A 15,297-nucleotide genomic window follows, 5' to 3' on the forward strand; every position below is an offset into this window, starting at 1 on the left:
TTCGGCGGCGCATGATCGATGCCGCCTGCGGGGGCAGGAATCTCGGTGGTTTTCGCTGTGCCGAGGCTGATTGTGTCCGCGGGCCGGGCTCGCCGCCTACCGGTCGTCGGCGGTGATGGCCGCGGCCGGGCAGCTCTGCACCGCCTCGCGGACCGCCTCGTGCGCGCCCGGCGGGGGCTCGGCGTCGAGCAGGACCACGGTGCCGTCGTCCTCGTCCTGGTCGAATACGGCGGGGGCGGTGAGCAGGCACATCCCGGCACCGATGCAGCGCTGCCGGTCCACGGTGACCTTCATGGCGGCTACCACTCGACCGGGAGTTCGTGCACGCCGTAGACGTCGTCCACACCTGCGCGCAGGCGCACCTCCGCGGCGGGCACCGCCAGCCGCAGGGTCGGGAACTGCCGCAGCAGAGCGGGAAACGCGACCCGCAGTTCGATCCGGGCCAGCTGCTGACCGAGGCACTGGTGGATCCCGTGGGAGAAGGCGAGGTGCCCGGTCGCCCGGCGGGCCAGGTCGAGGGTGTCGGGGTCGGGGAACCTGCGCGGATCCCGGTTGGCCGCCGCCGTGCTGACGGTGACGGTCTGCCCGGCCTTGATCACCTGGCCCGCGATCTCGACATCGGCCAGCGCGGACCGGACGCCGGTGTGCGGCGGGGTCAGGTAGCGCAGCAGTTCCTCGACGGCGCTGTCGGTGAGGTTCGGGTCGGCGCGCCAGGCCGCCAGCTGGTCCGGATTCCGCAGCAGCGCGAAGGTTCCCAGCGACAGCATGTTCGCGGTCGTGTCCAGGCCCGCGCCCAGCAGGAAGGCGCCGATCCCGGAGATCTCGGCGTCGGATATGTCCGTCTCGGTCAGGGCGCTGAGGATGTCGTCGCCCGGATCGGCGCGCTTGGCCGCGACCAGCCTGCCGATGTAGTCCAGCAGCGCCTGCCATGCCTCGGCCACCGCCTCCGGCGGCGCCGAACCCGTGGTCTTGGCCGCGTTGTCCTTGAACTCCGCGCGATCGGCGTACGGGACGCCGAGCATTTCGCAGATGATGGTGGCCGGAACCGGGAAGGCGAATGCCTGCACCAGGTCCACCGGCGGGCGCCGCGCCACCATGGCGTCGAGATACTCGGCGGCGAGTTCCTCGACCCGGTCGGTGAGTTCGCGCACCCGGCGGACGCTGAACCATCCGGCCACCGGCTTGCGCAGCCGGGCGTGCGCGGCGCCGTCGACATGGTCCATATCGCCCGGGCTCGCCGGGGGCAGCTCGATCCCGGCGTACATCGGGTTGTAGTGGTGCACGAGCTCGGTCCGGTTGCTGAGGCGCTCGTCGGCGAGCACGGCGCGCACCTCGGCGTGACCGGTGGCCAGCCAGCCCTCGTGCCCGTCGGGGTAGATCATCGGGCGCAGCGGGGCCTCGTCCCGCAGTGCCGCCAGCTCCGGCGGCGGGGCGAACGGATCCTGCGGGGAACGCGCCATCGGCAGCTGCGTCACGGGTGGCAGGGAGCGGGTCACGACTGTCTCCTCTCGGCGGTGGACCGTGCCCACGATCCGCCGCGGCGCTGACGAACCGCTGACGACCGCCTGACGGCCGGAGGGCGCGGGACAGCTTGGCCGGGACCGGAGGGGAACAATGGCGGGGTCTGATGCGCTGACCCTGATACCGCACTTTCGGCGTGGCCGATCGGCCACGGCGTGCGGGGTCAGCGGGCGGCATCCGCCCGGGACCGCGAGGCGAGCCGCCCACCGGCGCATCCGCCCCTCCCGTGCGGGAGTACCGTTGAATAGCCGCCGAGATACTCGGCACCGTCGCCGACCAGCCCCGGGCGACGCGAGTTGCCACCATCGCGCGGCCCGAGCCGACCGACCGAGGACCCACACCGATGCCACCGCTTCGTTCACGCACCACCACCGCCGGACGCAATGCCGCGGGCGCTCGCGCCCTCTGGCGCGCCACCGGCCTCACCGACTCCGACTTCGGCAAGCCGATCGTCGCCATCGCGAACTCCTACACACAGTTCGTGCCGGGCCACGTGCACCTGAAGGACGTCGGCGAGATCGTGGCGGATGCGGTGCGGGCCGCGGGCGGCGTACCGCGCGAATTCCACACCATCGCCGTCGACGACGGCATCGCGATGGGGCACGGCGGCATGCTGTACTCGCTGCCCAGCCGCGAGATCATCGCCGATTCGGTGGAGTACATGGCCAATGCGCACACCGCCGACGCGCTGGTGTGCATCTCCAACTGCGACAAGATCACCCCGGGCATGCTGAACGCCGCCATGCGGCTCAACATCCCGGCCGTGTTCGTCTCCGGCGGCCCGATGGAGGCCGGGAAGGCCGTGGTGGTCGGCGGCGTCGCGCAGGCCCCGACCGACCTGATCACCGCCATCTCCGCCAGCGCCAACAGCGCCGTCGACGACGAGGGGCTGTCCGAGGTCGAGCGCAGCGCGTGCCCGACGTGCGGCTCCTGTTCGGGCATGTTCACCGCCAACTCGATGAACTGCCTGACCGAGGCGCTCGGCCTGGCGCTGCCGGGCAACGGCTCCACCCTCGCCACGCACGCCGCCCGCCGCGCCCTGTTCGAGAAGGCGGGCACCACCATCGTCGACATCGCCACCCGCTGGTACCGCGACGACGACGAGTCGGTGCTGCCGCGGAATGTGGCCAACGCCAAGGCCTTCCGCAACGCCATGGCCCTCGACGTCGCCATGGGCGGCTCCACCAACACCGTCCTGCACACCCTCGCCGCCGCGCAGGAGGGCGAGATCGACTTCGACCTCGACACCATCGACGAGATCTCCCGCCGCGTGCCGTGCCTGTCGAAGGTCTCCCCCAACTCCGACTACCACATGGAGGATGTGCACCGCGCCGGTGGCATCCCCGCCATCCTGGGCGAGCTGCGCCGCGCCGGGCTCCTCGAAACCGACGTCACCACCGTGCACACGCGCGGGCTCGACGAATGGCTGGATACCTGGGACATCCGCTCCGGCAAGGCGTCCGCGGAGGCCATCGAGCTGTTCCACGCCGCGCCGGGCGGGGTGCGCACCACCCAGCCGTTCTCCACGAGCAACCGGTGGTCGTCGCTGGACACCGACGCCGCGGGCGGCTGCATCCGCGATCTCGAGCACGCCTACACCGTCGAAGGCGGGCTGTGCGTGCTCAAGGGCAATATCGCTCCCGACGGCGCCATCCTCAAGACCGCCGGTATCGACGAGGACCTGTTCACCTTCGAGGGACCGGCCGTCGTGGTCGAATCCCAGGAGGAGGCCGTGTCGGCCATCCTCGGCAAGAAGATCCAGCCCGGTGACGTGGTCGTGGTCCGCTACGAGGGCCCCTCCGGCGGCCCGGGCATGCAGGAGATGCTGCACCCCACCTCGTTCCTCAAGGGTATGGGCCTGGGCAAGCAGTGCGCGCTGATCACCGACGGCCGCTTCTCCGGCGGCACCTCGGGCCTGTCGATCGGCCACATCTCCCCCGAGGCGGCCTCGGGCGGCACCATCGGCCTGATCGAGAACGGCGACCGCATCCGCGTCGACGTGCACACCCGCGCGCTCGAATTGCTGGTCCCCGACGAGGTTCTCGCCGAGCGCCGCGCGAAAATGGAAGCCTCCGAACGGCCTTGGCAGCCCATCGGCCGCGACCGCCCGGTAACCACCGCCCTGCGCGCCTACGCCGCCCTGGCCACCTCCGCCGACAAGGGCGCCGTCCGCCGCGTGCCGTAGGCCCCCATACGCGAGCCCTTCCTCAACATTCCCGGCATGCCCTCAACCTTCCCGGCCAAAAGCATGCCGGGAATGATTGTGCGCCAACGCAAGTCCCGGGCACGATCGTGCGCCAACGCAAGTCCCGGGCACGACTGTGCGCCAACGCAAGTCCCGGGCACGACTGTGCGCCAACGCAAGTCCCCGGGAATGATTGGGTACCGGCGCAGGTCCCGGAATCGTCTAAGGCCCATTCAGGTTTCCGGACGGTCAGTCGATGATGCCGACGAATGGGTTGCCGCCGTGCAGGGCGAGCCAGCCGCCGATGGCGGCCGCGATCGCGAGGATCAGGACCAGGAACGAACCCCAGGCGGGGCGCGAGGACCAGCCGCGGTTGCGGTCGAAGGACAGGCGGCCGGGGCCGACGAGGATCACCACCGCGGCCAGGCCCGCCAGGATCGCTTCCAGCTCGATGACCTTGTACTGGAAGCCGGGCGCCATGCCCTCCTTCCACAGCAGGGCATCGGCGATGGCGGCCAGCACCGCGCCCGCGGCCAGCGGCGTGGCCAGGCCCAGCACCAGCAGCGCGCCGCCGCCCACCTCGGCGACGGTGAGCATGGCGGTCGACAGCTCGATGTGCTTCCAGCCGCCCTGCTCCAGCATCTGCCGGGTGCCGTCCAGGCCCGGGCCGTGGAACCAGCCCGCCAGCTTCTGCAGGCCGTGGTAGAGGAAGGTCACGCCCAGGATCAGGCGCAGCACCAGCAGGCCCAGATCCTGTGTCCCCCGGCGGGAGTCGCGGCGGCGGCGCAGGGTCTCGGTCGGCGCGGTCGTCGCGGGCGGGATGGTGGCGAAGGCGTAGGTCGGTGCCTCCGGCTCGCCCGAGCGGGCGGCGGACGCATCGGTCGCTCCGGCGGGCGGGACGTCCGGGTCCAGGCCCAGATCGTCGTCGGTGCGCGGCACGTCCTTGCCCTGCGCCGGCTGGACCCGGGGAAACTCGCCGGTCGGATTGTCGAAGGGGCTGGTGGCCGCGTGCTCGGTCGTCTCCTTCTCCGGCTTCGCGGATGGCTCGTTCGACTCCGGTGTCTCATTCGGCTTGTCCGTCACGGGCTCAGAGTATGACGGGTACCCATCCTGGACGCTGTCCGACCACGGCGTGTCCACGACACCGGCGCTTCGCGCGCCAACCCCGTGCGAGCGCCCGCGACGGTATTTCCGTAACGTCTGAGCCATGAGTGTGGTTGCTACCGGCAGAGTCGCGTTGAGTCTGGCCGTCGCCGCCGGTCTGCTGGCCGGGTGTGCCCGCTTCGACGAATCCGCGAACGACCCGTTCACCCCCGCGCCGACCGTGCGGCCCGAAGGCGTCGAGCCGAGCACTCCGCAACCGCCGCCCACCAAGAAGCGGCCGCCGGGACCGTGCGAGGATCCCGACCCGACGGTCGTGGCCAGCTGTGTGAACGAGGGCACCGGCGTGGTGGCGATGCCGGACGGCACCACCGGCATGATCGCCGAACGCGCCACCGGCAAGATCTTCCTGATCGACACCCAGGACCCGGGGCCGTGGCCCTACTACCTCAAGCAGATCGCGCAGGTGGACGTCGACGCCTCCGGCGACGGCGGCCTGCTCGATGTCACCCTGTCCCCCACCTACAGCCAGGATCATCTGCTCTACGCCTACATCACCACCGGCGGCGACAATCGCGTGGTCCGGATCGGCTCCGACGGCACCGCCAAGCCGATCGTCACCGGAATTCCCAAGAGCGACACCGGGAACCGCGGTTCGGTCGAATTCGTCTCGGCCGACAAGATGCTCGTGCTGACCGGTGACGGCGGCAATCCCGGCGCCGCGGCCGATCCGGGCTCGCTGGCGGGCAAGTTGCTGCGGATCACCAATCCGACCCCCGGCGGCAACTCGCCGGACGTGCTGGCGTCCGGGATCGGGACCGCGGGCGGTGTCTGCCCGGATGCCCAGGGCGACATCTGGTTCACCGATCGCACGCCCGTCGCCGACCGGCTACAGCGCGTGACGCCGGACGGGACCGTGACCACGGCGTGGAACTGGCCCGATCATCCGGGGGCGGCCGGTTGCGTCGCGGGCGGGGACTTCGTGGCGGTCGCCATGTCCGATGCCAAGGGCATGGCAATGGCCAAGGTGGAGAAGGACTCTCGCGCCATCACCACCGCCCCGGCCCTGCTGTACCAGGACAAGTGGGGCCGGTTGAACGACGCCGCCCCCGGCCCCAACGGCCTGATCTGGGCCAGCACCTCCAACAAGTTCGGCGGCCAGCCCACCCCCACCGACGACCGCGTGGTCGTGATCTCCCCGACCGGTGGCGGCGGAGGCGGGCCGGACTAGTCACGAGCCCGGCGTCGGCGCGCGCACGCCGGGAACGACGGCGACGGCGCGCGTCTCGCCAGGTCAGGCGGCGCCGCAGGCGGCGAGCACGAGTTCGCGGACGCGGGCGGCGTCGGCCTGGCCGCGGGTGGCCTTCATGACGTCGCCGACGATCTTGCCCGCGGCCTGGACCTTGCCGGAGCGGATCTTGTCGGCGATGTCGGGGTTGGCAGCGAGGGCCTTGTCGACCTCGGTCTGCAGCGCCGAATCGTCGGAGACCATGCCCAGGCCCTTGGCCTCGACGATCTGCCCCGGATCGCCCTCACCGGCGAGCACGAAGTCGACGACCTGGCGGGCGACCTTGCTGTTGATGGTCTTGGCGTCCACCAGCGCGACCACCTCGGCGACCTGCTGCGGCGTAATCGGCAGTTCCTCCAGCGTGACCTCGCGGTCCTTCGCCTTCTCCGTCAGGTAGTTCACCCACCAGGAGCGGGCCGCGTCGACCGAGGTGCCCGCGTCGACGGTGGCGATGATCAGATCCAGGGCCCCGGCGTTGATCAGGTCGCGGAAGACCTCGTCGGACAGGCCCCAGTCGGACTGGATGCGGGCGCGGCGCAGCCACGGGTATTCGGGGATGGTGCCACGCAGCTCGTCGACCCAGGCGGCGTCGGGCGCGACGGGCTCGAGGTCGGGCTCGGGGAAGTAGCGGTAGTCCTCGGCGGTCTCCTTGGGGCGGCCGGGCGAGGTGGTGCCGTCGGTCTCGTGGAAGTGCCGCGTCTCCATCACGATGCTGCCGCCCGCGGCGAGCACCGCGGCCTGGCGGCGCATCTCGTAGCGCACCGCGACCTCGACGCTGCGCAGCGAGTTGACGTTCTTGGTCTCGGTGCGGGTGCCGAATTCGGCTGCGCCCTTGGGCATCAGCGAGACGTTGGCATCGCAGCGCAGCGATCCCTGCTCCATCTTCACGTCGGAGACGTTCAGCGACTTCAGCACCTCACGCAGCGCGGTGACGTAGGCGCGGGCCACCTCCGGCGCGCGGTCGCCGGCGCCGGTGATCGGCTTGGTGACGATCTCGATCAGCGGCACACCCGCGCGGTTGTAATCCAGCAGCGAGTGGCTGGCGCCGTGGATGCGGCCGGTGGCGCCGCCCACGTGCAGTGACTTGCCGGTGTCCTCCTCCATGTGGGCACGCTCGATCTCGACCCGGAAGGTGGTGCCGTCGTCGAGCGGGACCTCCAGGTGGCCGTTGGTGGCGATCGGCTCGTCGTACTGGCTGATCTGGTAGTTCTTCGGCTGATCCGGGTAGAAGTAGTTCTTGCGCGCGAACCGGCCCCACGGGGTGATCGAGCAGTTCAGCGCCAGGCCGATGCGCACGGCCGCCTCGACGGCCTGCTGGTTCACCACCGGCAGCGAGCCCGGCAGACCGAGACACACCGGGCACACCTGGGTGTTCGGCTCGGCGCCGAACGTCGTCGGGCACCCGCAGAACATCTTGGTCGCGGTACCCAGTTCGACGTGGACCTCCATGCCCAGCACCGGCTCGTACCGGTCGACGACGTCGGCATAGTCCATCAAGTCCACCGTGGGTGCAGTCATACCCAGAATCTTATTCGGAGACCCTCACCCGCCCGAGCCGGGTGAGGGTTCCCCTCCTACTCCCGATCAGTCGGCCGCGATGGCGTCGACGATCGGCATGCGGGCCGCGCGGAAGGCCGGTGGGATGGAACCCAGCAGGGCCAGGATCAGCGCGGCGACGCCGTACACCAGCAGCATCGGGCTCGGCTCGTAGACCACGTCGATGGTCATGGCCTGGCCCATGGCGAGGCTGGCGAGATATTGGACCGCGGCACCGGTGACCAGGCCGATGACGGCACCGGTCAATCCGATGCCCGCGGCCTCGGTGAGCACGGTCCGGAGCATGAACCGGCGGCTGGTGCCCATGGCGCGCAACACCCCCATTTCGCGGCGGCGCTCCAGCACCGACAGCATCAGCGTGTTGAGCAGCGCGGCGGTGGACACCAGCACCACGATCCACAGGATCGAGGCCGACAGCGACGTACCCTGTTGCACGCCTTGGGCCACCGCGGTCACCGCCTCCTGCCCGGTATCGACCGCCAGGTCCGGACCGGCGACCTCGCGGACCGCGGCCAGCACCGCGGCCTTGTCGGCACCGGGCACGACGTCCAGGCCGAGGATGGTCTCCCCGGGGCGCTCGTACCACTGCCGCAGGATGTCGAGATCCATCAGGACGATGCCGGAGATCGCCGAGAAGTACGGAATCACCTGCAGCACCTGAACCCTGTGAATGCCCGTGGGCGTGGGCATGTCCAGCTGCGAACCATCCTGCACGCCCAGCGAACTCGCCACGTCGCGCGAGAGCACGACCCCCTCGCCGGTCGACATCTTCTGCTGCGTCACGGGATTCAGCTCCCCGATCAGGGACCCGCGCACCCCCTCCTCGTAGGCCTGCAGCATCACGCGGTCTCGGCCCAGCGTCGCGAACGCCATCTGCGCGGCGCCGACGCTCGCCACACCCGGCACCGCGCGGACGCGATCCTTCAGATCGGCCGGAAGCAGTGGGCCGGTGGGGAATTCGGCCAGCGCGGACGGGCTGATATAGGCGTCGCGGTCGCCGAGGTCCTGGAACGAGGCGGTCGCCGAATCGACGAGGTTGCGGGAGGCGCCGCCCATCGCGACGGTCGCGGTGACGCCGATCATCACGGTCATGACCGTGGCCCACACCCGTCGTGGCGATCGCTCGATCGTCGTGGCGCCCAACGCTCCCGGCGCTCCGAACAGCCGCGCGATACCCGCGGCCAGCCGGATGATCGGGCCCGTCGCGGCGAAGCACACCGACACCGCACCGGCGATCGACAGCGAGATCGCCGCGAGCGACAACCGGCCGAGCTTCGCCTCGGCGATGAACACCGCCGCCACGATCATCGCGATACCGTTGGCCAGGGCGAGCCACCGCAGCAGCGGCCGCACCACATCCGCCTTCGACACCCCCACCGGGACCAGCGCCTCGATCGGCTCCACCTTGTAGATCTGCCGCGCGGCGATGGCCGCGGCCGCCACGCTCGCGAGCACGCAGGCCGCGATCGCGACCGGGATCGCGTACCAGGGCACCATGTACTCGGTGCGGGTCTCCACCGCCGCCATCATCGCCGACGGGATCTTGTCGATGGCGGTGCGCCCGGCGAACATGCCTATCACCGCCCCGACGCCGCCGCCGACCACGCCGAGGATGGCGGCCTCCGCGATCAGATCGCGCACCATGGGCCCGCGTTTGCCGCCGATCGCGCGCAGCAGCGACAGCGTCGGACGGCGTTGCGCCACAGCCATACTCATGGCGTTGTAGATGAGGAATGCCGAAACGATCAGTGCGGCAGCCGATGCCATCGTCGTGGAGAATCGCACCAGCTGAATCGCGCCGCCCGCCTGGGCGGACCGCAGGCTCGGGTCGGCGATCACCGCCCGCCCGTCCACGGCCGCGGTGAGGGCCGAACGCAGCTGTCCCACATCGGCATCCGGGCCCGGCACGATCTGGACCGAGTCCAGCATGCCGGTGCGGTTCACCAGCTTCTGCGCCACCGGCAGCGTCGTGACCACGATGTGGCCACCGTTGAGATCCTTCGAGGCGGACTCGTCGATCACCCCCGCGACCGTCACCTCGGACGAGCCCAGGCGCAACCTCTCCCCCTCCGAGCGCCCCATGGCCGCGCCGACCAGCACGCCGTTGGGCACCGTCAGCAGCTTCGCCGCCTCGCCGCGCATCGGGCCGTCCAGGTCGCTGCCCAGCGACGCCACGCTCGAATCCGCGCCGATCAGCAGGGTCCGATCGGCGGGATTGCCGATCCGGCTGCGCAGCATCGGCACGGCGGCCTCGACCCCGGGCACCGCGCGAATCCGTTGCAGCAGTTGCTGATCGAATCCGGACTCGGTGATCCCGGAGACCTCCAGGGCGGCCCTACCGCCCAGCGCGTGGGTCAGCTTGTCGACCGAGCCGGTCACCGAACCGGCGATGCTCAGCACCGCCACCAGCAGCGCCGCCGAGACCGCCATCACCGCCATCGACATCGCGGTGCGGCCGCGATGGATCAGCAGCTCCCCGATATTGAACAGCCGCAACCGATCCCAGCCCGCACCGATCATGCGCGGACCGCCTTGTCCTCGGTGTCGGCGGCGTTCCCGCGCTCCACCCTGTCGTTCGAGCCGATCCGCCCGTCGCGCAGCGTGATCACGCGGTCGCTGTACTGCACGGCGCCCATGTCGTGGGTGACCATGACGACCGAGTTGCCGGAGCCGGAGATCTCACCGAGCAGCTCCAGAATCGCCGCGCCGGTCTTGGAATCCAGGTTGCCCGTGGGCTCGTCGGCGAGGATCAGCGGGGGATCCATGATCAGCGCCCGCGCCACCGCCACCCGCTGCATCTGCCCGCCCGACAGCTCCGCCGGGCGGTGCTCGGCGCGGTCGCCGAGGCCGACCAGATCCAGCAGCTCCAGCGCCCGCGGCTTGGCCTTGCGTAATCCGGTGCCGTCCAACAGCTTCGGGATCGCCACATTCTCCCAGGCAGACAGCGTGGGCAGCAGGTTGAAGAACTGGAACACGAAACCGACTCGGTGCCGCCGGAATTCGGACTGGCGCTCGTCGTCGAGCGAGCCGATCTCCTCACCCTGGAAGGTGATGGATCCGGAGTCCGGGGAGTCCAGCGCGCCGAGCATATGCAGCAGGGTGCTCTTGCCGGAGCCGGACGGGCCGATGACGGCGGTGAACTCGCCCGCCTCGATCCGCAGGCTGACGCCGTCGAGAGCGCGCACCCGCTGCTCCCCCACCCGGTACTCCTTGATGACGTCGGTCAGTTCCAACACGGCGGTCCCCGCCCTCTCTCGTCGATGCTGTCGGTGGCGGCCCGGTCTCAGGAGGCCAGCACCCGGGCGTCTCGCCAGCGGCGGACGTCCTGGGCGTCGAGCACGGCCCGCAGCACGGGCTGCTCGGCCGCCAGTTCCAGATAGGCCTCGGCGGCCGACTGCCCCGCCGCCTGGGCCTGATCCAGCTTCGCGCGCAGATGGTTGTCCCATTGATACTGCAGCGCGGCGAGCACCCCGGCGGGTCCGCCGAAGAGCCGGTCACAGTCCGGCAGGCCGTAGAACAGGCCCGGACCGGCCGGATCGGCGGCCGCGCGGGCGAGCACCTCGTGCAGGATGTCGACACGAGCGTGCAGATCCTTCCACGTCATCGCTCCCATCCCTTCCGTCTGGGGCGCCCGGCACCTCACCACCGGGCACTGTGGAATTCACGCTACGGACGTGAGAGCCCGCCGTCGTCGTGCCGCGGACGAAACTTGCGGTCCTACCGTGGTAGGAGCAGGGGTGCGTTCCGAGCACGATGCCGCGGCGCCGGGCGGGCGGCTAGCCTTGCAGAATGGGTGTGATAGACGCCTCCGAGCAGCGCACGGGCGGGCGCGGCGCGACCGGTCCCGCGGCGTCGCTGCGCGGGTGGCCCGGCCGGGTCCGCACCCGATTCCGGGAGTTCCTGCGTGACCCGGTGGGCTCGGTGCGGCGCAAGATCGAGGACGCGTCCTACGACTATCCGCCCTCCGTGGTCTACACCGCCGATCTCGCGATGATCGTCACCGCGATCGCCGCGGCCGGGCTGCGGCAGGACTACTTCGCGACCACGCTGCCCTTCGTGGCGGTGGCGCTGCTGGCTTTGAGCTATCCGATCATCTTCCTGCTCGACCTGGAACCGCATCCGGTGGTGCTCGCGGGATCGGCCATGCTCGCCGCGGCGCTGTTCCTGATTCAGCCGGTCTCACCCGACTGCGCGCCGCTGGTGCTGACGGTGATGGCGGGTGAGATAGCCGCGATCGCCCCGAAGAAGATCAGCGTGGCCGCGACCGTCGCGGCGCTGCTGGAGTTACTCGGCTTCGCCGCGCTGGGGAATGTGGACGCGGGCCTGCCGATGTATCTGGTCGGCGTGGTGCTCGGCTGGATGGTCGGGCTCATGCTGCAGTTCCAGCGCCGCTTCCTCTACCAGGAGCGGGAGAACCAGGAGATCCGCGCCGCCCAGGCGGCCGACGAGGAGCGCCGCCGCATCGCCCGCGAGGTGCACGACGTGATCGCGCATTCGCTCAGCATCACCCTGCTGCATCTGACGGCGGCCCGGCACTCGCTGGAGACCGACCGCGATGTCGACGAGGCGGTCGACGCGCTCACCGACGCCGAACGGCTCGGCCGCCAAGCCATGTCGGATATCCGCCGCACCGTGGGCCTGCTCGACCAGCGGCCCGCCAGCACCAGCCCGGAGCCGGGGCTCGACGACATCGGCGGGCTGGTCGAGGATTTCGTCCGCGCGGGCCTGCCGGTCGACTACGCGCTCAGCGGTGACGCCACCGCGGTCTCGGCGACGACGGGTCTGGCGCTGTACCGGATCAGTCAGGAGTCGCTGGCCAATGTCGCCAAGCACGCACCCGGCGCCGAGGTCACGCTGCGCATCGAGGTGAGCGAGGCGGAAGTCGTTGCCGCGGTATCCAATACGCTGCCCGGCGGCACGACCCCGCGCCGCGGCCGCGGCATGGGCATCTCCGGGATGCGACAGCGCGCCACGCTGCTCGGCGGCGCGCTGACCGCCGGGCCCGAGGACGGCGCCTGGCGGGTGCGTGCCCGCATCCCGATCACCGCGACCAAGCCCGCGGGCGGATGCGTGGTCACCGGATCGGACGCGCCGCTGCGCGCGGTGCGCGACGCCTTCACATCGATGACCCGGAAACTGCAGGAGGGCATGTGATCTCGGGATCGAATACGGCAGGCGAGACGGCGGGATCGGAGGCCGGGCCGGGGCTCGACACCGGCACGATCACGGTCCTCGTCGTCGACGACCAGGAGCTGGTGCGGGGCGGGCTGCGTCGTATCCTGCGCCGCCGCGACGGATTCCACGTCACCGAATGCGCCGACGGCGACGAGGTGGCCTCGGCGATCGCGGCGCAGCGCCCCGACGTGGTGCTGATGGATCTGCGGATGAAACGCGTCGGCGGCATCGACGCCACGCGGCTGCTGCGTGCGCGCGAGGACGCGCCACCGGTGCTCGTGCTGACCACATTCGACGACGACCAGCTGCTGTCCGGGGCGCTGCGGGCGGGCGCGGCCGGTTTCCTGCTCAAGGACTCCCCCGCCGAGGACCTCATCCGCGCGGTGCGCACGGTCGCGGCGGGCGGCTCGTGGCTCGATCCTTCGGTCACCGGGCGGGTGCTGTCGGCCTACCGGTCGGTGCGGCCGGAGCCGCCGCGCTCCCGCCATCGCCTCGACGAGCTGACCGCCCGCGAGCTCGAGGTGCTGCGACTGATCGGGCGGGGACGGGTCAATACCGAGATCGCCAGTGAGCTCGGTATCTCGGAGGTAACCGTAAAGAGCCACGTAGGACATATTTTCGGGAAGCTCGGGCTGCGCGATCGGGCCGCGGCGATCGTCTACGCGTTTGACCACGGCGTGGTCGCACCCGGAGAATCGGCAGTCTGAGGGGCAGGCAAGACCCCGGTGACCAACCGGGCAAGGGTTCTCGCACACCCTGCCCAGGATGTGGAGGTTGCACCGGTGGATGCACCGCGGTCGCGGGCCGGCGGCAGATTCGGCCCGTACGAGCTGCGCTCGCTGCTGGGCAGAGGCGGCATGGGCGAGGTCTACGAGGCCTACGACACGAACAAGGACCGTGTGGTCGCGCTCAAGTTGCTGGCGGAGGGGCTGGCCGACGATCCGACCTATCGGGAGCGGTTTCGGCGCGAATCGCAGGCGGTGGCGCGGTTGTCGGATCCCCATGTCATCCCCGTCCACGAGTGGGGTGAGATCGACGGCGTTCTCTATATAGACATGCGGCTGGTGCGCGGGGAGAATCTGCGCACCCGGCTGCGGCGGCACGGCGCGATGGATCCCGATCGGGCGGTCGACATCATCGAGCAGGTGGCGGCGGCGCTGGATGCCGCGCACACCGCCGGGCTGGTGCATCGCGATGTCAAACCGGCCAATATCCTCGTCACCGCCGCCGATTTCGCCTATCTCGCCGATTTCGGCATCGCCCGCACCGAGGGCGACAGCAGCCTGACCATGGTGGGCACGGCGCCCGGCACCTACACCTACATGGCGCCGGAGCGGTTCGACGCGGGTCCGATCACCGGCCGTGCGGACACCTATTCGCTGGCCTGCGTCCTGCACGAATGTCTCACGGCAGCAACGCCTTTCCCGGTGCACAGCGTGAGCGTGCTGATCCGGTCACACCTGTCGGATCCGCCGCCGCGGCCCAGCCTGCAGCGCTCGGACGTACCACCCGCCCTGGACGCGGTGATCGCCCACGCCATGGCGAAGACGCCCGACGGCCGCTACGCGACGGCGGGCGAGTTCGCCGGCGCCGCCCGCGCCGCCCTCGGCCTGTCGGTCGGATACGGCTACTCGGCCGCCGAGACCGGCGTGGTAGGCGGATCCGGCGGCGCGGACATGTTCGAAACCCCCGACGCTCTCGACGACTACGACCGAACCCCGGTGGAATCCGAATCCCCCTCCGCCTCGGCCACACCGCACGAATACGGCACAGCCACAACCGAATCCGCCGCCGGAGCCGGGCTAGGATACGACGCCACAGCCGCAACCGGATTCGACGCCACGTCCCGGCCCGACACCGCAACCGGATTCGACGCCACGGCCCAACCCGACACCGCAACCGGATTCGATACCACGGCCCAACCCGACACCGCCGCAACCGCGTTCGGTGCCGCGACCGGGTTCGATACCACGGCCGCAACCGGGTTCGATGCCGCAGTCGGCTTCGATGCCGCAACCGGATCCGATGCCGGAGCCGGATTCGATGCCACGGCCGGATTCGATGCCGCGGCCGGATTCGATGCCGCGGCCGAGGCTCGATCCGATGCCGATACGAGGGCGGGGCAGGCTGCCGAACCGACCACGGTCATGCCGTACGGGCAGGACCCGAGGGCGGCGGAGACCGTGCGCCGGTACCCCTCGGAGGACACCGATCCCGGCGAGCGGACCGGGGCGGCGCGCGGCGGGCAGGCGTCCGGACTTCCGCAGCGCGAGAAGCGCACACTGCTCGGGCAGCCGCCCGGCGGGCGCCCCCCCCCCCCCCCCCCCCCCCCCCCCCCCCCCCCCCCACCGCCCCCACCCGCGCCCCCCCCCCCCCCCCCCCCACCCCCCCCCCCCCCCCCCCCCCCCAGCAGCCGGACGTTCCGAAACCCAATATGGAGCCGGAACCCACCCAGGACAAACCCAACAGC

Annotated in this window: 12 protein-coding genes; 5 read left to right on the forward strand and 7 right to left on the reverse strand. The window is 70.9% G+C overall.

Annotated features, from left to right (window positions below; all coding sequences use genetic code 11):
- Positions 1-96 precede the first annotated feature (96 nt).
- Positions 97-294, reverse strand: a complete 198-nt coding sequence (locus QH290_RS16915; protein ID WP_280269547.1) for a ferredoxin — start codon at positions 292-294, stop codon at positions 97-99.
- A 5-nt stretch (positions 295-299) separates the two neighbouring features.
- Positions 300-1,496 carry a cytochrome P450 gene (locus QH290_RS16920; RefSeq protein WP_280383833.1) on the reverse strand — a complete coding sequence of 399 codons (1,197 nt, stop codon included), beginning with the start codon at positions 1,494-1,496 and terminating at the stop codon, positions 300-302.
- Between the two features lie 368 nt (positions 1,497-1,864).
- Between QH290_RS16920 and ilvD the strand changes: the two genes are divergently transcribed.
- Positions 1,865-3,706 (forward strand): dihydroxy-acid dehydratase, encoded by a 1,842-nt coding sequence (gene ilvD / locus QH290_RS16925; protein ID WP_280269545.1) that lies wholly within the window; start codon positions 1,865-1,867, stop codon positions 3,704-3,706.
- Positions 3,707-3,955: 249 nt separating this feature from the next.
- Here ilvD and QH290_RS16930 read toward each other — a convergent pair whose 3' ends face one another.
- Positions 3,956-4,789, reverse strand: a complete 834-nt coding sequence (locus tag QH290_RS16930; RefSeq protein ID WP_280268659.1) for a DoxX family membrane protein — start codon at positions 4,787-4,789, stop codon at positions 3,956-3,958.
- A 124-nt stretch (positions 4,790-4,913) separates the two neighbouring features.
- Here QH290_RS16930 and QH290_RS16935 point away from each other — a divergent pair, with 124 nt between their 5' ends.
- Entirely contained in the window at positions 4,914-6,038 is a 1,125-nt protein-coding gene (locus QH290_RS16935) for a PQQ-dependent sugar dehydrogenase (protein ID WP_280383835.1), read from the forward strand.
- Positions 6,039-6,101: 63 nt separating this feature from the next.
- Here the strand turns inward: QH290_RS16935 and gatB are convergent, their stop codons facing one another.
- The 4 genes from gatB to QH290_RS16955 form a co-directional block, all read right to left on the reverse strand.
- Positions 6,102-7,613, reverse strand: a complete 1,512-nt coding sequence (gene gatB / locus QH290_RS16940) for an Asp-tRNA(Asn)/Glu-tRNA(Gln) amidotransferase subunit GatB (RefSeq protein ID WP_280268657.1) — start codon at positions 7,611-7,613, stop codon at positions 6,102-6,104.
- Positions 7,614-7,679: 66 nt separating this feature from the next.
- On the reverse strand, positions 7,680-10,172 hold the full coding sequence (locus tag QH290_RS16945; protein WP_280383837.1) for an ABC transporter permease: 2,493 nt from the start codon (positions 10,170-10,172) through the stop codon (positions 7,680-7,682).
- Complete coding sequence (locus QH290_RS16950; RefSeq protein WP_280268655.1) at positions 10,169-10,888, reverse strand: ABC transporter ATP-binding protein; 720 nt, start codon at positions 10,886-10,888, stop codon at positions 10,169-10,171. Before QH290_RS16950 ends, QH290_RS16945 begins: the two co-directional genes overlap by 4 nt.
- Positions 10,889-10,935: 47 nt before the next feature.
- Positions 10,936-11,256: a hypothetical protein gene (locus QH290_RS16955; protein ID WP_280268654.1), complete on the reverse strand. Its 321-nt coding sequence runs from the start codon at positions 11,254-11,256 to the stop codon at positions 10,936-10,938.
- A 185-nt stretch (positions 11,257-11,441) separates the two neighbouring features.
- Here QH290_RS16955 and QH290_RS16960 point away from each other — a divergent pair, with 185 nt between their 5' ends.
- The 3 genes from QH290_RS16960 to QH290_RS16970 all read left to right on the forward strand — a co-directional run.
- Positions 11,442-12,806 (forward strand): sensor histidine kinase, encoded by a 1,365-nt coding sequence (locus QH290_RS16960; protein WP_280268653.1) that lies wholly within the window; start codon positions 11,442-11,444, stop codon positions 12,804-12,806.
- Positions 12,807-12,874: 68 nt separating this feature from the next.
- A complete protein-coding gene (locus QH290_RS16965) occupies positions 12,875-13,534 on the forward strand; it encodes a response regulator (RefSeq protein WP_280383842.1) in 660 nt (219 codons plus the stop codon).
- A gap of 75 nt (positions 13,535-13,609) precedes the next feature.
- Positions 13,610-15,297: serine/threonine-protein kinase (locus QH290_RS16970; protein WP_280383838.1), on the forward strand; the 1,688-nt coding region annotated here is incomplete at its 3' end.

It is taken from the genome of Nocardia wallacei (assembly GCF_029869545.1).
GTDB lineage: Bacteria > Actinomycetota > Actinomycetes > Mycobacteriales > Mycobacteriaceae > Nocardia > Nocardia wallacei_A.